Below are 22,188 nucleotides of genomic sequence, written 5' to 3'. Positions count from 1 at the left end.
TCAAGCCTCCACGACGGCGCGGCGGGCGAATTCGGAAGCCCCAAGCGCACCGGTATAGATCGAATCCGGGTCGATGTTGATCTTCACCTCCCCGTAGTTTTCCTTGACGAGCTGGCGCAACTCCTTGACCGCGGCCTCGTTCTTGGCCACGCCGCCGGTGAAGGTGAACTCGTCGGTGATGCCACCCGAGCGCGAGATGATCGACATCGCGCGCAGCATGATGGCGCGGTGCAGGCCGGCGAGGATGTCCTCGCGCTTGTCGCCCAGCGCCAGGCGGTCGCGCAGCTCGGCGCCGGCGAACACCGTGCAGGTCGAGTTGATGCGGATCGACTTGGTCGCCTTCATCGCGAGCGGGCCGAGCTCGTGCAGGCCCATGTTCATCTCGTCGGCGACGTAGCCCAGGTAGCGGCCGGTGCCGGCGGCACAGCGGTCGTTCATCTGGAAGTTGACCACGATGCCCTTCTCGTCGATCTGGATGCCCTTGGTGTCCTGGCCGCCGATGTCGAGCACCGTGCGGGTCTTCGGATACATCAGGTGGGCGCCCAGGCCGTGGCAGAGGATCTCGGAGCGGATGTGCTCCTTCGGGAAGGGCAGGCGGACGCGGCCGTAGCCGGTGCCGACGACGTAGCGCTCGACCATGTCGACATCGAGCGCGGCGTCGATCGGGGCGCCGAGCGCGGCGGTGTCGAGGTCGGCACCGGAGAGCTCGCCGCGCACCCGCTCCATCGCGGTGCGGAACTTGCGGTTCATGTCGCCCGAGGGCGGACGGTTCTCGACCTCGATGATCGACTTGTCGTACATGTGCAGCAGGTGGTCGAAGGGGATGCCAGCATCGCGGGCCACTTCTTCGCCGATCTGCATGAAGCGCGAACCGGCGAGGTCGCGGAAGAAGTCCGACTTGCGCTGCGCGCCGGGCGCGAACAGCTGGTCGGACTCCTCGTCGCGCAGGCGGCGGAAGACTTCGGTCAGCGCAGCCGTGATCGCCTTTTCCTTGCCGGCGAAACGCGGGCCTTCGACGTTGGCGATGCAGGTCTGCTCGAGGTCGCCGAGCTGCTCGATGAACTGCTCGCGACGGAAGTTGCGAGTCAGGCCACCGAGAATCTCATCGACCCGGCCAGCCAGCACCGGTTCCTTGTCGAGCTCGCGCCGGATCAGGCTCAGGCGGGCATCGATCAAGGCCTCGAGCTTGGAGACACGTGCGGCGGTATCGTAGTTGGAGCGGGAGTTGGTGATGCCGCGACCAAGCACCTGCCCCTTGTCGTCCATGACGACCGCCTTGGTCGTGGTGGACCCCAGATCAATTCCGACGAAACATTCCATGATGCCCTCCTTACGCGGCTGCCAGCGACGCGCCGCTGCGTTTCTGATCGACCATCTGGAAGTAGCTCTCCAGGCGGTTCTTGACGTTTGCGTGCGAGAAATAACGCGGATCGACGAGGTCGGTCTCGATGAACGCCGCCGGCTTGCCGGTACGCTTCTCGATCTCGCGCATCATCAGCAGCTGACCCGCCGAGAAGCTGTTGCAGCTCTTGATCGAGTTGATCAGCAGGCCGTCGGCCTGGTACTCGTTCATGTATTTCTCGAGCAGTTCGACGCGCTGCGGCAGGTTGTTGTTGGTGTAGCAACCCAGGCAGTAGTCGGCCAGCGTGCCCAGCGGATCGTTCGGGTCGTGACGGAAGCCCTGGTCGTAGAGGCCGCCCACCTTGGTGTAGGAGCTCGCCACCACCACCGCGCCCTCGTCGTAGAAGAGCTTCCAGAACTCGCGGAAGCTGGTCCAGTTCGGCGGACCCTCGACGACCAGGCGGTACTTCTCTTCCTTCATGTCGCCTTCGGGCGTGATCGGGCCCTTGCCCTCGCGGATGCGCTGCTCGATCTCCTTGCGCACGAGGTCGTAGTACTCGACCGCATCGGCGGTGCCGCGGAAGGCAGTGAACATCGGGCCGATGTAATACACGCCGCCGAAGTAGGCATCGATCGGCGAGGGACGGTTCTTCGCGCTCTCGAGCACCCACACCAGGTTGTCCTCGGCCTTCGCCGAGTTCTTCAGGTATTCGCGCAGGCGGTCGATGTCGAACTTGACGCCCGAGACCTTCTCGAACATCGGGATGACTTCTTCCTTGAGCTGCTTGACGACGAAGTCACGCATGTTCTTGGTGATCTTGCCGTCGCCCTGATACGGGATCTGCAGCATCACGGTCGGACACTTGTACTCGTGGCGCAGCAGCTCGAACCACTTCATGAAGGTGAAGCAGCCGGTGTAGGACAGCAGCAGCATGTCCGGGGCGGGCATCGGCTTGCCGTTGGGGGCGATGTTGCCGCGGCCCATCATGCCGATGTCGGCCTTGACGTAGGTGCACACGTCCTCGGAGTGGCCGGCTTTCTCGGCGTCCATGATCATGCCGCCGGACACCTTGCGCATGCCGTTCTGGATGGCGTTGGTCTCGGGCAGGTTGTTGACCATGTCGAAGCACATGATCAGTTCATTCAGGTTGCCGGGGACGAAGGTCGACACGACCTTCTCGCCAGATTCCTTGGTGCCGGTGAGACGATCGTAGTTGCCCGCGATCATCCCTTTCTGCTTCAACATCGAGGATTCTTTGATGACTTCGGGGGAGGTGGCTGCGCTCATGATTAGCTCCAGAGTTTGATCGAGTCGGCGAAGGTGCCAGCCTGCTCGCGGATCGGCTGCATCTGGCCGGAGTTCTCGGCGTACTTGAAGGAAATGTAGGGGATGTTGTGCTCCGAGCAGCGGTCGGCCAGCATCGGGCGTTCGAGCAGCGCCGGGTCGCAGAAGCTGGGCATGGCGAAGATCACGCCTTCGGCGGCGTTGCCGCGCACCTGCTCGAGCAGGTACTTGCCCTTGTCCTCTTCCTTGTCGTCGTACTTGGCCGCGGTGGCGATCGACTCGTGCAGGAAGGCGAGCGACAGGTTCTGCATCGGGTCGCCGCTGGTCGAGACCGGGTTGCGCAGCCAGCGATGCACGATCATGTAGTCGTCATCGACGATGTAGCAGCCGGCGAGCTCGATCGACTTGATCAGGTTGAGCGGCGGCTGCTCGCAGAACGAGCCGTTGATGACCACGCGGCAGTTGTCGCGCTTGGAGGCCTGGACCTTCTCGGCCGCGGCCAGGTAGTCGCGCAGGATCTGGTTGTGCTCTTCGACGGGCACCACCAGGCCGGCGCGCATCAGCAGGTAGACCTCGGACGAGGGCACCTTCCAAGGCTCGCGGGAGCGCATGGCATACACGGCCTGCACCAGCTTGCGGTTCTCGTTGTAGACCTCGATCGAGGCGCGCAGCGCATCGTCGCTGATCTTGCGCCCGGACAGGTGCTCGAGACCTTCGCGCAGTTCGTTCAGCTCGTTGGTGTAGTAGCTGCCACCGACGTCGTCCTTGTAGTTCTGCGGCACGTCGAAGTAGCGCACGTACTTGCCCGGGAACAGCAGCTTCCACATGCCGGACAGGTTACGGATCACGTCACAGATGCTGGGGAACAGCATGCCGTCTACGAAATCCATGCGCTTGGACAGACCCAGCTCGATGGTCGAGCGTGGGATGCGACAGATGTAACTCTGGTAGTAGGCGTCGCCGTGGATGACCTCCAGGCCGTCGCCGCCGCCCATGATGCCAAGCGGGAGCATCCCCGCGGCGTGGATGATCTCGCGCGGCACGTACACCGGCATGTAGGCGATTACCTTACGCGAGGGGTCGGCCTCCTTCCACTTCCTTGCGGCGGTGAAATCGAGGTCTTCGTAGAGCGCTTCACAGCGCGCGATGATGTCTGCCGTACTCATGGTCAACGGTTCTCCCAGTTTGCAGAACGCTTCTCAAGAAAGGCCCGTAGACCTTCCACCGCATCGTGGCTGGCCATCAGCTCCTCGAGATACATGGCCTCCACGGTTTCCAGTTTTTGCTTGATCGCCGGCACGTGGTCGCAGCGCGCGGCACGCACCGCGAAACGCAGCGAGCTGGCGCTCGACGCAGCAAGATGTTCGTCGTACCACTTCAGCGCGGCCGCCTCGGGGTCGTCGGCGAGCACGTCGGCCAGGCCGATGCGGAACGCCTCGGCGCCGTCGATGCTGCGTCCCGAGAACAGCAGCTCCTCGGCACGCGACTGCCCGACGCGCGGCGGCAGCAGGCAGGAGGCCGCGGGGGCGAACACGCCCAGGCGGATCTCCGGCTGGCCGAGGCGCGCATCCGGCGCGACGAAAAGCAGGTTGCCCGCCGCCGCCACCTCCAGGCCGCCACCGAGGCACTGGCCGCGGATCGCAACCAGGATCGGCACCGGGCTGTCGAGCATCTGCCGCACCAGCGCATGCAGGGTCTTCAGCATCTGCGCGCACTGGTCGGGCATGTGTTCATCGACGCTGGCGCCGAAGCTGAAGTGCGGACCCTCGGCGTCGAGCAGCACCGCGCGCAGCGTCGGCGAGGCCAGGTGGGCGCCGAGCGCCTCCAGCAACGCGCCGATCATCGCGGCATCGACGATGTTCGCCTTGGGCCGCGCCAGGCGCAGGCGGAGCAGCCCGCCGTCGCGCTCCAGCCAGGCCTTGAGCGGAGAGGTCGCCTCGCCCATCACTTCGCCCCCGGCATCAGGCTTTCGATCAGCTCGGGCGTCCAGGGCGTACCGACGGCCAGCGCCTGGCGCAGGTCGGTGAACTCGATCTCGCGGCCGGTCTCCTTGGTGCCCTCGTTGAAGGCGCGGAAGCCGGTGCGGGCCTCGTTCATCATGTTGAGCGCGAGCCAGGCGCGGCTGTTTTCCTTGTTGCGGTTCCAGGCGTCGAGCTTGGGCTTGCGCAGTTCCTCGAAGCTCTTGGTCAGGCACTCGGGGAAGGTGGAGATGAGCTTGGCGCACAGCTTCTCGACCGCCTCGTCGAGCAGGGAGAGATCGATCTCGCCGCGCTTGAGCACTTCCTTGCCGGCGGCCAGCTCGTCGCCGGTCTTGAACTCGCCGTGGATGATGCGGCCGAACTCGTCGAGGTAGCGGTCGGTGATCACCAGCGGGTTGGCGACGAACTTGCCGTCGACCTTGAGCGCCGGGACGATCTGCGAGGCGATGCCGAGGCGGTAGGCCTTGTGCGCCGAGAAGGGCTCGCACAGCGTGCCCGACACCATGGCCTGCTCGCAGCCGATCATCACCGGCAGGAAGTCGGTGGCGCCGCCGATCGCGGCCGAGCCGTGCTTGGGTCCGGCCTGGCCGAAGTTGGCGAGGTCCTGGGCGACGGTGAAGTCCGCCGCCATGCCGATCTCCTGGCCGCCGCCGATGCGCATGCCATTGACGCGGCACACCACCGGCTTGTCGCACCCCAGGATCGCCGACACCATGTCGTTGAAGAGACGCATGTACTGGCGGTATTCCTGCGGGTTGCCGGCGTAGTACTCGGCGTACTCCTTGGTGTTACCGCCGGTGCAGAAGGCCTTGTCGCCGACCGCGGTGAACACCACCGTGGCGACGTCGCGGGCGCAGGACGCGGCGCGGAAGGCGAGGATCAAGCCCTTCGTCATGTCGGTGGTATAGGAGTTGTACTGCGTGGGGTTGTCCAGCCAGATCCAGGCGTTGTAGAGGCCGGGCACGACCTCGCCCTTCAGGTTGCGCGCGGGGCGCTTCTCATAGATCACGCCCGGCACCACGGCCTCGGGCACCAGGTTGTGGTCGACCAAGTGCTTGGGGGCGGTCTGGTCAATCACGCGTTGCGTCGTCTCTTTCATCTCGTAGGGCTCCTCTGTCTGCTCTCTTGTCGGTCTGGAAGGGGATGCGGGAATCAGGGGGTCAGGATCGCGCGCCGGGTCAGCTTGTGGGCGTGGGCCGCCTCGAAGACCTCGTTGATCTGCGCCAGCGGGTGGCGCTCGACGAAGTTGGCGAGGTTGATGCGGCCGTCGAGGACCAGGTCGAGCGCAGGCGGGTAGTACTCGGGCAGGCAGCCCCAGTTGCCGAGCGCGCGGGCGTGGAAGGCCATCAGGTTGGAGAGGCGGACCTCGACCTTGTCCATCGTGAAGCCGACCACCGCGAGCGTGGCGCCGTGGTTGATCAGGCTGTACGCGTTGGTCTGTCCGGCGCCGCTGCCCGAGCACTCGAAGATCTTCCAGCGCGTGGTGCGCAGGCCGTTGGCCTTGGCGTGCGCCTCGATCGCCTTCTTGAGGTCGCGACCGGTCACCTCGCGGGCATTGAGCGTCAGCGCAGCGCCGTATTTCGACATCAGCTCGAGCTTGGCCGGATCGACGTCGATCGCCACCACGCTCGCGCCGAAGGCATTGGCGATCTGCACCGCATAGCCGCCGACACCGCCGACGCCGATCACGATCGCGACGTCGCCGGGCTCGACGCCCGCCTGCGTCACCGCCTGATAGGGCGTGGTGACCGCGTCTGCCACCACCGAGACGTCGGCGAGTTGCAGGCCGGCGGCGGCGAGACGCTGCTCATCGACCGCGCACAGGCCGCGTGCCGGCACCACGATGTGGGAGGCGAAGCCGCCCTGGATGTCGTTGCCGGGCATCACCTGGGCGCGGCAGATCGTGCCGTGTCCCGAGGTGCAGAGCTCGCAGGTGCCGCAAGGCATCACCGCCGGCACGATCACCGCGCGGCCGACCCACTGCCCCGCCGCGCTGCCCGCATTCACCACCCGACCACTGATCTCGTGACCGAGCGCGAGCGGCAGCGGCTGGTTGGTGCGCACGCCGTCGTAGTAGTAGCCGAGGTCGGTGTGGCAGACGCCGCAGCCGGCGACCTCGACCACCACCTGGTCAGCGGCCAGTTCGCCGATCTCGAACTCGGTGCGGACCATCGGTCGACCCGGCTCCACCATCATCCAGCGATACGGTTTGGTGCTCATCTGCGTCCTCCATTTGCTGCAGCTTCGAGGCTGCGTATTTTACGTTTACGTTCGCGTCAACTTAAATCGCTTATTGATGGACAGGATTTCATCCCCTGCCGCTGCGTTGGATGAAAGTTAAACCAGCCGAGCAGGAGGCCAGTTGACCAATGTCAACAGATTGACGTTTGCGTCAACGTAAACTCAATCGCATCGGGGGTCGGCGGAATGTGGTCTGCCTGGATCCGCAAACCTCCGGCAAGCGTCGCACCCAGCCCACCGGGATCGACGTTCGCATGGGTCCCGCACACAAGGGGCCCCGAACATGACCGTCCCGGCACGCGCCGGTCCGCAGTCGCACACTGGAGAACGAGGATGACAGCCCGATCGGTTTCAATAACATTTGCCGGCAGCGGCGGCGCGGGGGTGATGACCGCAGGCAACATGCTGCTGGACGCCGCCGGCCGCGCCGGCTGGTATGCCTATATGACGCGCTCGTCCGGGGCGCAGATCCGTGGTGGCGAGGCCGCCGCGATGATGCGTCTGTCGACGTCGCCGGTGCAGTCGCACGACGACCGCTTCGACGTGCTGGTCGCGATCGACTGGCAGAACGTCGGGCGCTTCTCCGCCGAGATCCCGATGACCTCGGACGGCCTGGTGCTCGGCGACCCCGACGGCGGCGAGTTCCCCGAGCAGATCGGCGCCAAGGGCGCGCGCCGTGCCGACATCCCGTTCAAGAAGATGGCCAAGGAGATCGAGGGCGGGCGGCCGAACATGATCGCGCTCGGCGCCGTCGCCGGGCTGGTGGGCCTGCCCGAGGACGCGGTGCTCGGCGTGGTGCGCGACTCGCTCGCCAAGAAGGGAGAGGCCGCGCGCACCGCCAGCGAGGCTTCGGTACGTGCCGGCATGGCCTTCGCCGCCGGGCTGCCTGCCTGCCCCCGCCTGGCCGCTGCCGAAGGCCAGAGCGAGCGCCTGTGGAGCATCACCGGCAACGAGGCCGCCGGCCTCGGCGCGGTGCGCGGCGGCATCCGCTTCGTCGCCGCCTACCCGATCACCCCGGGCACCGAGGTGCTGGAGTGGCTCGCACCCAACCTCGCCAAGCTCGGTGGCGTGCTGGTGCAGGCCGAGGACGAGCTCGCCTCGATCAACCAGATCATCGGCGCCTCCTATGCCGGCGTGCCCTCGCTGACCGCAACCTCCGGCCCCGGCCTCGCGCTGATGACCGAATCGCTCGGCCTCGCAGTCGCCTCGGAGACCCCGATCACCGTGGTCAACGTGATGCGCGGCGGCCCCTCCACCGGGATCCCGGTCAAGTCCGAGCAGAGCGACCTCAACATCGCGCTCTACGGCCTGCACGGCGACGCCCCGCACCTCGTGGTGGCGCCCAACTCGCTCGCCGACTGCGCGTTCTCCACCCAGTGGGCGGTCCACCTCGCCGACAGCCTGCAGACCGCCGCGATCGTGCTCTCCGACCAGTCCCTGGGGCAGAGCCGGGCGACGATCGCGCCGCCCGCCGACCCGGGCTTCCGCGCGATCCGCCTGATGCCGGAGGGCGAGGCGGCCGAACGCTACCGTCGCTACACCAACACCGCGTCGGGCGTCTCGCCGATGGCCGTGCCGGGCATGAAGGGCTACCAGTACACCGCCGACGGCCTCGAGCACAACGAGTACGGCACCCCGTCCAGCGCCGCCGCCGACCACAGCGCCCAGCTCGACAAGCGCCTGCGCAAGCTCGCCGTGCATGACTACGGCCAGCACTGGGCGGACATCGAGGGCGACGGCGACATCGCGGTGCTGACCTGGGGCTCGACCACCGGTCCGGTGCGCGAGGCGCTCGAGCGCTTCCGCGCCAGCGGCGGCCGTGCCCGCCTGGTGTCAATCCGCCTGATCTCGCCGGTGCGTCCGGAACAACTCGCGGCCGCGCTCGAAGGCGTGGCGCGCGTGCTCGTCGTTGAACAGAGCCACGGCGCCCAGTTCCACCGCTACCTGCGCGCGCACTACGACCTCCCGGGGAGCGTGCGCGCCTTCCACCGGCCCGGCCCGCTGCCGATCCGTCCGAACGAAATCTTCCGCCAACTGGCCGACTGGAGCTGAACATGGAAGCCACATCCACCTGCCCGAGCTATTCCGCGCGCGACTACAAGTCCGAGGTCAAGCCCGTCTGGTGTCCGGGCTGCGGCGACTACTCGGTGCTGGGCTCGATCACCAAGGCCCTGGCCGAGCTGTCGATCCCGCCCGAGAGCGTCGCCCTCGTGTCCGGCATCGGCTGCTCCTCGCGTCTGCCCGCCTACACCAACGTGTTCGGCTTCCACGGCGTGCATGGCCGCGCGCTGCCGATCGCCACCGGCATCAAGGTGTCCCGCCCCGAGCTCACCGTGATCGCCTCGGGCGGCGACGGCGACGGCTTCTCGATCGGCGGCAATCACTTCATGCACGCCTGCCGGCGCAACGTCGACATGACCTACATCGTCATGGACAACGAGGTCTACGGCATGACCAAGGGCCAGGCCTCGCCGACCACCGCGCCCGACTGGGAGAAGAGCAAGCTCACCCCCCAGGGCACCGGCATCAACCCCTTCCACCCGCTGGTGATCGCGCTCGCCGCGGGCGCGAACTTCATCGCCCGCGGCTTCTCCGGCGACCAGAACGGCACCGCGCAGCTCATCACCGAGGCGATCCGCCACCCCGGCTTCTCCTTCGTGCAGTTGCTCAGCCCCTGCGTCACCTTCCGCCCCGAGCAGCGCGACTGGAAGGACATGGTTCACCCCGCCGCGGTCGACCCGACCGACGACCCCGCGCGCGCCGCGCGCCGCCTGATGACCGACGACGGCTTCAACGTCGGCGTACTGTATCGCGGAAGTCGCAAGCCCTTCCAGCCCGAGCGGCAGGCGAGCGTCGATTCCGTTGCAGATCTCGAGAAGGAGTTCGTGTTATGAACAAACCCGATCCGCAGGACACCGGCATCCAGTCGGTCGAGCACCTGCTGGCGCACGCGCTGGCGATGGAAGTCGAGGCGGTCGAGCGCTACGAGTCGCTCGCCGACCAGATGGAGACCCACAACAACCGCGACGTCGCCGCGCTCTTCCGCAAGCTGGCGGAGATCGAGAAGCTGCACGTCGACAACGTGAACGACATCAGCGAAGGCCACACCCTGCCCCACATCGCACCGTGGGAGTACTCCTGGGAGGCCCCCGAGAGCCCGGAGGCGCCGTCGGTGTCGGCCGAAGGCCTGCATTACATGATGCACCCCTACCACGCGATCGCCATGGCGCTCGAGGCCGAGCGTCGCGGGGTGGACTTCTACGACCACCTCGTCGCCCAATCGGATCGCGAGGACATCCGCAAGCTCGCCGCCGAGCTGTGCGAGACCGAACGCGAACACGTCACCCTGCTCGAGGGCTGGCTCGCCCGCTTCCAGCCGCCGCCCAAGGGCTGGAACGAGGACCCGGACCCGCCCTCGCTCCAGGGGTAAGGAGTAAGGCGCCAGGAGTAAGGCGTCAGGCGCCAGAAACGATGCGCGCGCTGGGAAGCCAGCGCGCGCATCGTTTTTTGGAGAGGGTCAGGCAAAAGGCTCCGGCATCGGGAAAGAAGGAAGGCCTCACGCAAAAACGCTCGAGCCGCGGCCGACCGACGACACCGCAACCGGATGCGACGAGGCGTCAGGAGGAGCGGTTTTCACTCCTCACGCCTGACGCCTCACGCCTCACATCTCACGCCGTCTGATCGACGCTCAGCTCGTATCCCGCCTCGCGCAGGCCCTGCACCACCGCACCGGCATCCTTCGCCTCGAAGCGGATGGTCGCGGTGCGCAGGCCCTCGGACTGCGGCGTGCGCGGCGACACCACCGAGACGATGTAACCGCCCTGTGCATTGACCGAGGCGAGCAGCGCGGCGAGCTGGCCAGCGCGATCCGCCAGCTTGACGGTGATCCGCGTCGCGCCCTCGACCCAGCAGCCGGTGATGTCGAGGAAGAAGTCGAGCAGGTCCACGCTGGTGACGATGCCCACCAGGCGACCGGCGTCGTCCACCACGGTGAGGCAGCCCAGCTTCTTCGGCCGCATCATGCGCGCGGCCTCCTCGATCTGCGTGCGCGGCGAGCAGCTCACCACCGACTTGTGCATGATGTCCGCCGCGGTGATCTTGGACAGCAGGTACTTCACCTCGCCGACGTCGAGCGTCGTGATCATGGAAGGCTGGGCACGCTGCACGTCGCGGTGCGAGATGATCCCCAGCACCTTGCGGTCCTGGTCGATCACCGGCACGTGACGCACCTTCTTCAGTCGCATGATCTCGGAAACCTGCGAGAACGAGGCTTCCGGAGCGACATGCAACACCTCCCGGGTCATGATGTTTTCGACGAACATGGGTCACTCCAGTTGGAAGAGGTAAACAGCGGGGAAACAGCACTAAACAGCGGGAAACCGGGAAAGCAGATAGCGACGAAGGGCGACGGCAGGCCGCTGGCGACGCACGGCTGCGGAAGCCCGCTCCGCCACGCACTTCGAGGCACCGGATCGGCGGCTGGAGCGCAGTGTATCGGAAAGGCCGGACGCCAAGCAGCAACCAATCGTTTACGTGAACGTTAACTCTACACAAAAAACTTCCGTTCACGTCAACGTGATCCTTTGACAAATATCAACCGACCAGTCAGTCATAGAATCTAGAATTCCTCCCATAAGCCAAAAAGGGGATCGGGTGGCCTCAGCCTCACCCGCATGCCACCGGAGGAGACACTCGATGACCGTCAGCAACCCCCAGGCCACGACGAAGGTCGCTACCTACTGCTACCAATGCGTAGCCGGACCGGACCTGCTCAAGGTCAAGGTCGAGGATGGCGTAGCCACCGCCGTCGAACCCAACTTCGACGCCGAGCACGTACATCCTGCAGCGGGCCGGGTCTGCGTGAAGGCCTTCGGCCTCGTGCAGAAGATCTACAACCCGAACCGCGTCCTGCAGCCGATGAAGCGCACCAACCCGAAGAAGGGGCGCCACGAGGACCCGGGCTTCGTGCCGATCTCCTGGGACGAGGCGCTCGACACCATCGCCGCGAAGCTGCGCGGAATCCGCGAGACCGGCCTGCTCGACGCCTCGGGCTATCCGCGGGTCGCCGCCAGCTTCGGCGGCGGCGGGACCCCCACCGCCTACATGGGCACCTTCCCCGCCTTCCTCGCCGCGTGGGGGCCGGTGGACATGAGCTTCGGCAGCGGCCAGGGCGTCAAGTGCTACCACTCCGAGCATCTCTACGGCGAGTTGTGGCACCGCGCCTTCATCGTCTGTCCCGACACGCCGCGCACCAAGTACATCCTGTCCTTCGGCAGCAACATCGAGGCCTCGGGCGGCGTGTGCGGCGTCTGGCGCCACGCCGCCGCGCGCGTCGAGCAGGGCGTCAAGCGCGTGCAGTTCGAGCCGCACCTGTCCGTCACCGGCGGCTGCTCCGCCGAGTGGGTGCCGATCAAGCCCAAGACCGACGCCGCCTGCATGCACGCGCTGATCCACGTGATGCTGTTCGAGAACGCGCGCAGCCGGCTGGACATCGACTTCCTCAAGCACCGGACGGCATCGCCCTACCTGGTGGCGCCGAACGGCTTCTACCTGCGCGACCCCGACACCCGCAAGCCCCTGGTTTGGGACCTGAAGGCCGGCAAGGCCGTGGTCTTCGACACCCCCGGCATCGACCCGGCGCTCGACGGCGACTTCGTCGCCTCCGGCCTCGAGGTCCTGCCCGACGAAGAGCTCGTCACCCACGAGGCCATCGCGGTGCGCAGTGCCTTCGGCAAGCTGCTCGACCACGAGCGCACGTTCACGCCCGAGTGGGCGCAGGGCATCTGCGACGTCCCGGCAGCGACCATCCGCCGCGTCGCCAACGAATACCTCGACCACGCCGAGATCGGCGCCACGATCGAGATCGAGGGCCGCAGCCTGCCCTTCCGCCCGGTGGCGGTCACGCTCGGCAAGACGGTGAACAACGGCTGGGGCGGCTACGACTGCTGCTGGGCACGCACCCTGATGGCCTGCCTGGTCGGCGCGCTCGACGTGCCCGGCGGCACCATCGGCACCGCGGTACGCCTGAACCGCCCGGCCAACGACCGCCAGAGCAGCGCCAAGCCGGGCGTCGACGGGTTCATGGACTACCCGTTCAACCCGACCGACAAGGAAAACTGGATCGCGCGCCCGCAGATCCGCAACGCCAACCGCACCCTGGTGCCGCTGGTGGCCAACTCGGCCTGGAGCGCCGCGCTCGGCCCCACCCATCTGGCCTGGATGCAGCAACGCCACGGCTTCGAGAGCTTCCCCGAGCCGACCCAGCCCGACGTCTGGTTCTTCTACCGCACCAACCCGGTGATCTCGTTCTGGGATACGCCGCAGGTCGCCGAAGCGGTGGCGAAGTTCCCCTTCGTCGTCGCCTTCAGCTACACCCACGACGAGACCAACCACTTCGCCGACATCCTGCTGCCCGACCGCACCGACCTCGAAGGCCTGCAGATGCTGCGCATCGGCGGCACCAAGTACGTCGAGCAGTTCTGGGATCACCAGGGCTTCGCGCTGCGCCAGCCGGTGGTCTCGCCACAGGGCGACACGCGCGATTTCACCTGGATCAGCACCGAGCTCGCCCGCCGCTCCGGCATCCTCGAGACCTACAACAAGGCGATCAGCCGCGGCGCCGCCGGCGTGCCGCTGAAGGGGCCCAACTACGACTTCTCGCTGCAGCCCGACCGCGCCTATGGCGTCGAGGAGATCTGGGACGCCAGCTGCCGCGCCGCCAGCGCCGAGCTCACCGAGGGTGCCGAGGATCATGGCCTGGAGTGGTGGAAGGAGCACGGCTTCCGCACCATCGAGTACCCGCGCCTGCAGTGGTACCTCTACCCCCACCTGGTGGACCAGGGCCTGCGCTTCGAGATGCCCTACCAGGAACGCATCTCCCGCATCGGCGAGGAGCTCGGCCGCCGCCTGCACGAATCCGGCATCGACTGGTGGGACCGCCAACTCACCGAGTACCGTCCACTGCCCGAGTTCCACGACTTCTCCCACCTGATCAAGCACGCGGTGATCTCCAACCTGGGCGGACGCGACGAGGACTTCCCGTTCTGGCTGCTCACCGCGCGCAGCATGCAATATATGTGGGGCGGAAACGTCAGCCTGCAGATGGTGCACGAGGTCGCCGACAACGTGAAGGGACACCGCGGCGTGATCATGAACCCGGCCGCCGCCCGCAAGCTGGGCATCGAGGACGGTGACCTCGTCGAGGTGCGCTCGCCGCTGCGCGAGACGCGCGGCCACGTGGTGCTGCGCCAGGGCATCCGTCCCGACACCCTGCTCATGGTCGGCCAGTTCGACCACTGGATCACCCCCTACGCAAAGGACTTCAACGTCCCCAGCATGAACGCCCTCGTGCCGATGCTGATGGACCTGACCGACGCCACCGGCTCGGCCGCAGACATCGTGCCGGTGTCGATCAAGCGCATCGGAGGTGCCCAATGACCCGCTACGCCATGGTGGTCGACCTGCGCCGCTGCGTCGGCTGCCAGACCTGTACCGCCGCCTGCAAGCACACCAACGCCACCCCGCCGGGGGTGCAATGGCGCTGGGTGCTCGACGTCGAGGCAGGGGAATTCCCCGATGTCACCCGCACCTTCGTTCCGGTCGGCTGCCAGCACTGCGACGAGCCACCCTGCGAGACGGTGTGTCCCACCACCGCCACCAAGAAGCGCGCCGACGGGCTGGTCACCATCGACTACGACCTCTGTATCGGCTGTGCCTACTGCTCGGTCGCCTGTCCTTACAACGCGCGCTACAAGGTCACCCGCGACATCCCGGCCTATGGCGATCGCAAGATGGCCAACGAGACCCAGCGCGCCGACCCGACGCGGATCGGGGTGGCCACCAAGTGCACCTTCTGCGTCGACCGCATCGACTACGGCCACGCCCACGGCCTCGTGCCCGGCGTCGATCCCGACGCCACCCCGGCCTGCGCCAACGCCTGCATCGCCAACGCGCTCACCTTCGGCGACATCGAGGCCCCCGACAGCAAGGTCTCGCGCCTGCTGCGCGAGAACGAGCATTTCCGTATGCACGAGGAGCTCGGCACCGGCCCCGGCTTCTTCTATCTCTGGGAGAAAAAGCAATGAGAGGCGTGGAACCTGAACTGCAGCCCTTTTGGGACGAGCGTGCCGCGGGCAACTTCATCGGCGGCGGCACCGGCGCCGGCCTGCTGCTATGGACCGCGATCGCGGCCAGCGGCCACGGCACCGCGACCGGCCTGCCGCTCTTCCTCGCGCTCGCCTTCATCGGCGTCGGGTTGTTCTGCGTGTGGATGGAGATCGGTCGCCCGCTGCGCGCGCTCAACGTCTTCTTCCATGCGCGCACCTCGTGGATGACGCGCGAGGCGATCGTCGCCGGGCCGCTGTTCCTGTGCGGCCTCGTCGCGCTGCTCAGCGGCTCGCTGCTCTTCGCCTGGCTGGCCGCGCTGATCGGCATCGGCTTCCTGTACTGCCAGGCGCGCATCCTGAAGGCGGCGCGCGGCATCCCGGCCTGGCGCGAGCCGGCGCTGCTGCCGCTGATCATCGTCACGGGGCTGGCCGAAGGCGCGGGCATGCTCGCGCTGCTCTCGCCGCTGCTCGCAGGCTCGCCCGGAGCCGAGTTCGCCTTCCCGCTGCTGGTGCTGGTCGTGCTGCGCTTCTGGCTGTCGCGACGCTACGCCGCCCACCTCGCCCGCCCGAACAACGCACCGCTGCAGACCCTGCGCGCGCTGCGCGAGACCGACCGCCGCTTCCACCTCCTCGGCCACTATCTGCCGGCGGCCGTGCTGGTGCTCGCGCTCGTGGCCGGCGGCAGCTTCGGCACCGCGCTGCTCGCCCTCGCAGGCATCGCGGTCGCCGCCAGCGGCTGGCTGTTCAAGCTCGCGCTCATCACCCGCATCGCCTACACCCAGGGCTTTGCGCTGCAGCACGTGCCGGCGCGCACCCCCGGCTACTCGCACCCCGGCGTCAAGCCGGGCTGGAACTGAACCCCTCCCTCCACCCCGCGGCGCCGGACCACTGCGGACCGCCGCCGACATCAGGAGCAAAGCGCATGTACGAGGTCAGGATTCATGGTCGTGGCGGGCAGGGCGCGGTGCTTGCAGCCCAGCTGCTCGCGACCGCACTCGTGTTCGACGGCAAGTACGCCGTCTCCATCCCCGCCTTCGGCTTCGAGCGTCGCGGCGCGCCGGTGGTGTCCTTCATCCGCGCGAGCGAAGCGCCCATCCGCCAGCTCACCAACATCTACACGCCGGACTGCATCATCTGCGTCGATCCCACCCTCGCGCGCACGGTCGACATCTTCGCCGGCCTCAAGCCCGGCGGGGCGATGGTGCAGGCGACCTCGCGCCCACTCGAGGAGGTCGCGGTCGCCGACACGGTCGGCACGGTCGGCCTGTGCGACGCGGTGCGCATCGCCACCGAGATCTTCGGCCGCCCGATCACCAACACCCTGATGCTCGGCGCCTTCGCCCGCACCACCGGCCAGGTCTCGCTGGCGGCGCTCAAGAAGGTGATCGAGCAGTCGGATTTCCGCCACGCCGGCCTCGCGCAGAACCTCACCGCCCTCGAGCGCGGCTACGAGGAGACGACGGTGCACACCCTCGAACGGAGGATCACAGCATGAGCGAGCGACATACCCACTATCCCGCCTGGCACCTCAAGCAGCACGGCGTGCCGGAAGACCTCTGTCCGGTCGCCACCGAGCTCACCCCGATGCTGCCCGGCGACTGGCGCAGCTTCCGCCCGGTGGTGGATCGCGACAAGTGCGTCAAGTGCGCGGTGTGCTGGCTGTACTGCCCGGTGCAGTGCGTCGAAGAGCACGCAGCGTGGTTCGACTTCAATCTGAAGACCTGCAAGGGCTGCGGCATCTGCGCGCACGAGTGCCCACAGCGGGCGATCATCATGGTCCCGGAGGCGCAATGAACACCACCACGACCGAAGCCGCGGCGCCCGCCGTCGCGGAGCGCACCCCGCAGCTGATGCTGGTCGAGGGCAACGAGGCCGCCGCGCTCGGCGTCGCGCTCGCCCGCCCCGACATGGTCGCGGTGTATCCGATCACGCCGCAGACCTCGCTGGTCGAGAAGCTCGCCAAGCTCATCGCCGACGGCGGCATGGACGCCGACATCGTCGACGCCGAGGGCGAGCACTCGGTGCTCTCGGTGCTGCAGGGCAGCGCGCTCGCCGGGGGGCGCACCTACACCGCGACCTGCGGCCCGGGCCTCGCCTTCATGTTCGAGCCCTATTTCCGCACCTCGGGCATGCGCCTGCCGATGGTGATGACCATCGTCACCCGCGACGGCATCACGCCGCAGTCGGTGTGGGGCGGCCACCAGGACGCGATGACGGTGCGCGAGGCGGGCTGGATCCAGATCTACTGCGAGACCGTGCAGGAGGTGCTCGACACCACGGTGATGGCCTTCCGCCTCGCCGAGCACCACGACGTCATGCTGCCGGTCAACGTCTGCCTCGACGGCAACTACCTGTCCTACGGCGCCTCGCGCGTCGAGATGCCCGACCAGGCCGAGGTGGACGACTTCATGGGGCGCAAGGACGTCAACTGGCACGTCGCCCTCGACCCGCTGCGCCCGATGGCGGTCGACCCGCTCACCGGCGGCTCGGGTGGCACCGGCCCGGAGACCTTCGTGCGCTACCGCCGCGGCCAGTGCGCCGGCATGAAGAACGCCCTGCGCGTGATCACCGAGCTGCACGAGGACTGGGCGCGCCGCTTCGGCGACAGCCACCGCTTCGCCCCGCTGGTCGAGGAGTACCGGCTCGACGACGCCGAGTACGCGATCATGACCCTGGGCAGCATGACCGGCGCCGCCAAGGACGCGATCGACGAGGCGCGTGCGGCCGGCGAGAAGGTCGGCCTCATCAAGATCAAGACCTTCAGCCCCTTTCCGGTCGAGGCGCTCAAGCATGCGCTGCGCGACGTGCGCGCGCTCGGCGTGGTCGACCGCTCGGTCAACTTCCGCTGGAACTGCGGGCCGATGTTCCAGGAGACGCTCGGCGTGCTCTACCGCCTCGGTCGCCAGCTGCCCGCACAGAGCTTCATCGGCGGCCTCGCCGGCGCCGACCTCACCGTCGCCACCTTCCACCGCGTCATCGCCGAGACCCGCGCCCTGCTCGAGCGGCCGGCCGCCGACGAGCCGGTGTGGCTGAACGCGAAAGACTGAGCGCCAGGGACAGAGGAAACCACCATGCACACCACCGACTACCTGATCGCCGGCAGCAGCCACGCCGCGCTCGAGGCGATCAACGCGATCCGCATGCACGACGGCGAAGGCTCCATCACCGTCGTCACCCGCGACCCGCATCGCCCCTACTCGCCCACCGTGCTGCCCTACGTCGTCTCCGGGCGCTCGACGCCCGAGCGCGTCTATCTGCGCGACGACGCGTTCTTCACGCTCAACAAGGTCGACTACCGCAGCGGCTGCGCGCTCGCCGGCCTCGACCCCGCGGCGCACCAGGCGCGCCTGGCCGACGGCAGCACCATCGGCTACCGCAAGCTGCTGCTCGCCACCGGCGCCAGCCCGGTCGTGCCGCCCATCTCCGGCATCGACCGCGTCGACTACCACGTGCTGCGCACGCTCGACGACGCCACCCGGCTGCGCGCCGCGATGGCCGGCTCGAAGAACGCGGTCGTGCTCGGCGCGGGCCTGGTCGGCATGCACGCCGCCGAAAACCTGGTCAAGGCCGGGGCCAGCGTCACCATCGTCGAGATGAGCAAGCAGCTCACCTCCGGCTACTTCGACGAGGTCGCCGCCGGCATGATCGAGCAGGCCTTCCTCGGCAACGGCGCGAAGATCCGCACCGGCCACCGCGTGGTCGGCCTCGAGCCCGGGCCGAAAGGCGCGACCCTGCAGCTCGACAACGGCGACACCATCCCGGCCGACCTGCTGCTGGTCGCGGTCGGCGTGCGTCCCGAGCTCGGCTACCTCGACGGCAGCGGCGTCGCCACCGAGCGCGGCATCCTGGTCGACGACAGCATGCGCACCAGCGTCGAGGACGTCTGGGCCGCCGGCGACTGTGCGCAGGCGCGCGGCTTCTTCACCGGCACCCCGGTGATGAACGCCATCCTGCCCGACGCCACCGTGCAGGGCCGCATCGCCGGCATGGCGATGGCGGGCGATCCGGGCATCAAGCCCTACCCGGGCGGCGTGCCGCTCAATACCTACCACTTCTTCGGCCGCCACGCGATCTCGGTGGGCAGCGCCGCGGTACCCGAGGGCGGACGCGCGCAGGTGCGCTTCGACGCCGCGAGCGGACGCTACCTGCGCGCGGTGTTCGACCGCGACGAGCGCCTGACCGGCATCTTCGGGGTCAACGAATTCTTCGATGCCGGCGTGATGGCCCAGCTCATCCTCCGCCGCACCGATCTCGGGCCGCTGCGCGAACGCTTCTTCGCACAGCCGCTCGCCACCGGCCGCGAGCTCATGTCGCAGCTCTGGCGCTAAGGGGAAGATCATGGGACAAGCCTACTCCACCATCGCCTTCGACCCCGCCAAGTGCGACGGCTGCGGCAAATGCATGACGGCGTGCGCGAGCGTCAAGTTCGACTCGACCGACACCACCCGCTCGCTGATCCAGATCGTGCGCAGCGGCGGCGCCAGCATCGAGCCGCCGCGCCCGGGCGAGTTCGAGCTCGCGCTGTGCCGCCAGTGCGCCGACCCCAAGTGCGCCACCGTCTGCCCGGCGGGCGCGCTCGGCAAGAACGGCGCCACCGGCGTCATCGACTGGGACGCCTCGAAGTGCGTCGACTGCCTGCTGTGCACCATCGGCTGCACCTACGCCGGCATCGCGCTCGACGAGCACAGCGGCCGCGTCAGCAAGTGCGACACCTGCGAGGGCAAGCCGGCCTGCGTGCCCGCCTGCCCCACCGGCGCGCTGCGCCACGTCACCACCGCGCGCATCTACAACGAGGTCGGCAGCTGGGAAGACCTGTTCGCCCCCGGCCTGGCTGGCTGCCAGGGCTGCAACACCGAGCTGCTGATGCGCCACGCGCTGCGCCGCGTCGGCCCCGACACCGTGCTCGCCACCCCGCCGGGCTGCGTCCCCGGCATGGGCTCGGTGGGATTCAACGGCACCACCGGCACCAAGGTGCCGGTCTTCCACCCGCTGCTCACCAACACCGCGGCGATGCTCGCCGGGGTCAAGCGCCAGTACGAGCGCGTCGGCCGCAAGGTCACCGCGATGGCGATCGCCGGCGACGGCGGCGCCTCGGACGTCGGCTTCCAGTCGCTCTCGGGCGCGGCCGAGCGCGGCGAACGCATCCTCTTCATGGTGGTCGACAACGAGGGCTACATGAACACCGGCATGCAGCGCTCGAGCTGCACGCCCTACGGCGCATGGACCTCGACCACCCCGGTCGGTGAGCACACCCGCGGCAAGTCGCAGGACGCCAAGAACCTGCCGATGATCATGATCAACCACCGCTGCGAATACGTCGCCACCGCGTCGACCGCCTACATGGAAGATCTCTACGACAAGCTCGACAAGGCGCTCGCCGCCTCCGAGCGCGGTTTCGCCTACCTGCACGTGTATTCGCCCTGCACCACCGGCTGGCGCTTCCAGAGCGCGCTCAACATCGAGGTCGCACGCAAGGCGGTGGAGTCGAACTTCGTCACCCTGTGGGAATACACCCCCGAGAGCGGGCTGCACTTCACCCGCCCGGTGGACAAGCCCCTGCCGGTCACCGACTACCTCGAGGCGATGGGGCGCTTCCGCCACCTCAGCCCGGAGCAGGTCGAGCACATCCAGAAGAAGGTCACGGAGAACCTGCGCTTCGTACGCAAGATCGCGGAGCAGGCCGATGAGCAATGAGAAGCCCGCCCCCGAGCGGATGAGCCGCGCCGAGCTGCAGGCGCTGCAGCTCGAGCGCATGCGCTGGTCGCTGCAGCACGCCTACGACAACGTGCCGCACTACCGCCACGCCTTCGAGGCCGCCGGTGTACGGCCGTCCGACCTGGAGAGCCTGGCCGACCTGGCAAGGTTCCCCTTCACCGCCAAGCAGGATCTGCGCGACAACTACCCCTACGGCCTCTTCGCGGTGCCGATGTCCCAGGTGGTGCGTGTGCACGCCTCGTCCGGCACCACCGGCCGTCCCACCGTGGTCGGCTACACCAAGGGCGACATCGAGCGCTGGGCCGCGGTCATGGCGCGCTCGCTGCGCGTGGCCGGCGCGAGTTGCGAGGACATCATCCTCAACTCCTACGGCTACGGGCTCTTCACCGGCGGCCTCGGTGCGCACTACGGCGGCGAGGCGCTCGGCGCCACGGTGATCCCGATGGGCGGCGGCAACACCGAGAAGCAGATCCAGCTCATCCAGGAGTTCGGCCCCACGGTGATCATGGCCACGCCGTCCTACATGTTGACCCTGGCCGACACGATGCAGCGCATGGGGCTCGACCCCTCCGCGACGACGCTGCGGCTGGGCATGTTCGGCGCCGAGCCGTGGACCAACCAGATGCGCACCGAGATCGAGCGCATGCTGGGCATCGACGCGATCGACGTGTATGGCCTGTCCGAGGTCATGGGCCCGGGCGTGGCCTGCGAGTTCGTCGGCCACAAGGACGGCCCGCACATCTGGGAAGACCACTTCTACCCCGAGATCATCGACCCGGTCACCGGCGAGGTGCTGCCCGACGGCGAGCGTGGCGAGCTGGTGTTCACCTCGCTCACCAAGGAGGCGATGCCGGTGATCCGCTATCGCACCCGCGACCTCACCCGCCTGCTGCCCGGCACCGGCTGCGCGATGCGGCGCATCGACAAGATCACCGGGCGCAGCGACGACATGCTGATCATCCGCGGAGTGAACGTCTTCCCGACCCAGATCGAGGAGGTGCTGCTGCGCCACGACAAGCTGTGCGGGCACTACCAGCTCGTGCTCACCCGAGAAGGCCACCTAGACCAGCTCACCGTGCGCGTCGAGCTGCGCCCCGAGCTCGCCGACCACATTGGCCAGGGCCTGCGCCGGCAGATCGGCGAGGAAGTCCGGCACGCGATCAAGAGCTTCGTCGGCATCAGCGCCGAGATCGAGATCCTCGAGCCAGACAGCATCGAGCGCACTCAGGTCGGCAAGGCCAAGCGCGTGATCGACCGCCGCGAGCGCGTCGCCAGCGAGGCCTGAGATCGCCCGGTGCCGGGACGGGATCCCGGCACCGGGCCACCTGCCGGGCCTCCCCGGCCCTCACTACAAGAACGAAGACGGAGACACCCGATGACCGAAGTCCGAAGCCACGCCGCCAGCCCTGCGGCAGGCGAAGCCGCGCGGCTCTACCACACGGCGCGCACAGCCGGGCGCGCGACGCTCGACGCCGGCGAGCTCGCCCGCCTGCTCGCCGCCGCCGAGCTGCACACCGCCACC

The 22,188-nt window shown here is 67.9% G+C and carries 19 protein-coding genes; 12 read left to right on the top strand and 7 right to left on the bottom strand.

The genetic code is table 11. The annotated features are described in order from the left end of the window. From bcrA to had, 6 genes are read right to left on the bottom strand one after another with little or no spacing between them, the layout of a single operon-like run. Positions 1-1,320, bottom strand: coding sequence for a benzoyl-CoA reductase subunit A (gene bcrA, locus C667_RS05695; protein WP_004358391.1), 1,320 nt, complete (start codon positions 1,318-1,320; stop codon positions 1-3). Between the two features lie 10 nt (positions 1,321-1,330). Next, complete coding sequence (bcrB, locus tag C667_RS05690; RefSeq protein WP_004358390.1) at positions 1,331-2,629, bottom strand: benzoyl-CoA reductase subunit B; 1,299 nt, start codon at positions 2,627-2,629, stop codon at positions 1,331-1,333. A 2-nt stretch (positions 2,630-2,631) separates the two neighbouring features. Beyond that, positions 2,632-3,792 (bottom strand): benzoyl-CoA reductase subunit C, encoded by a 1,161-nt coding sequence (gene bcrC / locus C667_RS05685; RefSeq protein WP_004358388.1) that lies wholly within the window; start codon positions 3,790-3,792, stop codon positions 2,632-2,634. A 2-nt stretch (positions 3,793-3,794) separates the two neighbouring features. Then, positions 3,795-4,571, bottom strand: coding sequence for a cyclohexa-1,5-dienecarbonyl-CoA hydratase (locus tag C667_RS05680; RefSeq protein ID WP_004358386.1), 777 nt, complete (start codon positions 4,569-4,571; stop codon positions 3,795-3,797). Next, a complete protein-coding gene (gene oah / locus C667_RS05675) occupies positions 4,571-5,704 on the bottom strand; it encodes a 6-oxocyclohex-1-ene-1-carbonyl-CoA hydratase (RefSeq protein WP_004358384.1) in 1,134 nt (377 codons plus the stop codon). Before oah ends, C667_RS05680 begins: the two co-directional genes overlap by 1 nt. Positions 5,705-5,757: 53 nt before the next feature. Beyond that, positions 5,758-6,825: a 6-hydroxycyclohex-1-ene-1-carbonyl-CoA dehydrogenase gene (gene had / locus C667_RS05670; protein WP_004358383.1), complete on the bottom strand. Its 1,068-nt coding sequence runs from the start codon at positions 6,823-6,825 to the stop codon at positions 5,758-5,760. Positions 6,826-7,179: 354 nt separating this feature from the next. On the opposite strand from had, the gene C667_RS05665 reads away from it, so the two are divergent. The 3 genes from C667_RS05665 to C667_RS05655 are packed head-to-tail and all read left to right on the top strand — an operon-like array spanning position 7,180 to position 10,276. Beyond that, on the top strand, positions 7,180-8,898 hold the full coding sequence (locus C667_RS05665; RefSeq protein WP_083881275.1) for a 2-oxoacid:acceptor oxidoreductase subunit alpha: 1,719 nt from the start codon (positions 7,180-7,182) through the stop codon (positions 8,896-8,898). Between the two features lie 2 nt (positions 8,899-8,900). Further along, a complete protein-coding gene (locus tag C667_RS05660; RefSeq protein WP_004358381.1) occupies positions 8,901-9,740 on the top strand; it encodes a 2-oxoacid:ferredoxin oxidoreductase subunit beta in 840 nt (279 codons plus the stop codon). Beyond that, a complete protein-coding gene (locus tag C667_RS05655) occupies positions 9,737-10,276 on the top strand; it encodes a ferritin-like domain-containing protein (protein ID WP_004358380.1) in 540 nt (179 codons plus the stop codon). Before C667_RS05660 ends, C667_RS05655 begins: the two co-directional genes overlap by 4 nt. A 238-nt stretch (positions 10,277-10,514) precedes the next feature. On the opposite strand, the gene C667_RS05650 is transcribed toward C667_RS05655, so the two are convergent. Further along, a complete protein-coding gene (locus C667_RS05650; RefSeq protein WP_004358379.1) occupies positions 10,515-11,168 on the bottom strand; it encodes a CBS and ACT domain-containing protein in 654 nt (217 codons plus the stop codon). Positions 11,169-11,541: 373 nt separating this feature from the next. Here C667_RS05650 and C667_RS05645 point away from each other — a divergent pair, with 373 nt between their 5' ends. From C667_RS05645 to paaK, 9 genes are all read left to right on the top strand, one after another. Next, complete coding sequence (locus C667_RS05645; RefSeq protein ID WP_004358378.1) at positions 11,542-14,283, top strand: molybdopterin-dependent oxidoreductase; 2,742 nt, start codon at positions 11,542-11,544, stop codon at positions 14,281-14,283. After that, on the top strand, positions 14,280-14,930 hold the full coding sequence (locus C667_RS05640) for a 4Fe-4S dicluster domain-containing protein (protein WP_004358377.1): 651 nt from the start codon (positions 14,280-14,282) through the stop codon (positions 14,928-14,930). Before C667_RS05645 ends, C667_RS05640 begins: the two co-directional genes overlap by 4 nt. Continuing rightward, on the top strand, positions 14,927-15,808 hold the full coding sequence (locus C667_RS05635) for a DmsC/YnfH family molybdoenzyme membrane anchor subunit (protein WP_039920848.1): 882 nt from the start codon (positions 14,927-14,929) through the stop codon (positions 15,806-15,808). The genes C667_RS05640 and C667_RS05635 overlap by 4 nt, the downstream gene beginning before the upstream one ends. Before the next feature lie 65 nt (positions 15,809-15,873). After that, entirely contained in the window at positions 15,874-16,446 is a 573-nt protein-coding gene (gene padE / locus C667_RS05630) for an NADH-dependent phenylglyoxylate dehydrogenase subunit gamma (RefSeq protein WP_004358374.1), read from the top strand. Further along, positions 16,443-16,745 carry an NADH-dependent phenylglyoxylate dehydrogenase subunit delta gene (gene padF / locus C667_RS05625; protein ID WP_004358373.1) on the top strand — a complete coding sequence of 101 codons (303 nt, stop codon included), beginning with the start codon at positions 16,443-16,445 and terminating at the stop codon, positions 16,743-16,745. The genes padE and padF overlap by 4 nt, the downstream gene beginning before the upstream one ends. Next, positions 16,742-17,998 (top strand): NADH-dependent phenylglyoxylate dehydrogenase subunit alpha, encoded by a 1,257-nt coding sequence (padG, locus tag C667_RS05620; protein ID WP_004358372.1) that lies wholly within the window; start codon positions 16,742-16,744, stop codon positions 17,996-17,998. The genes padF and padG overlap by 4 nt, the downstream gene beginning before the upstream one ends. A gap of 24 nt (positions 17,999-18,022) precedes the next feature. After that, positions 18,023-19,279, top strand: a complete 1,257-nt coding sequence (gene padH / locus C667_RS05615; RefSeq protein WP_004358371.1) for an NADH-dependent phenylglyoxylate dehydrogenase subunit epsilon — start codon at positions 18,023-18,025, stop codon at positions 19,277-19,279. A 10-nt stretch (positions 19,280-19,289) separates the two neighbouring features. Next, positions 19,290-20,645, top strand: a complete 1,356-nt coding sequence (gene padI, locus C667_RS05610) for an NADH-dependent phenylglyoxylate dehydrogenase subunit beta (RefSeq protein WP_004358370.1) — start codon at positions 19,290-19,292, stop codon at positions 20,643-20,645. Further along, entirely contained in the window at positions 20,635-21,951 is a 1,317-nt protein-coding gene (paaK, locus tag C667_RS05605; RefSeq protein WP_004358369.1) for a phenylacetate--CoA ligase PaaK, read from the top strand. The genes padI and paaK overlap by 11 nt, the downstream gene beginning before the upstream one ends. Positions 21,952-22,188: the final 237 nt, after the last annotated feature.

Source organism: Thauera phenylacetica B4P (assembly GCF_000310225.1).
In the GTDB taxonomy this organism is placed as follows: domain Bacteria; phylum Pseudomonadota; class Gammaproteobacteria; order Burkholderiales; family Rhodocyclaceae; genus Thauera; species Thauera phenylacetica.
This window is presented reverse-complemented; position numbering and strand designations above follow the sequence as displayed.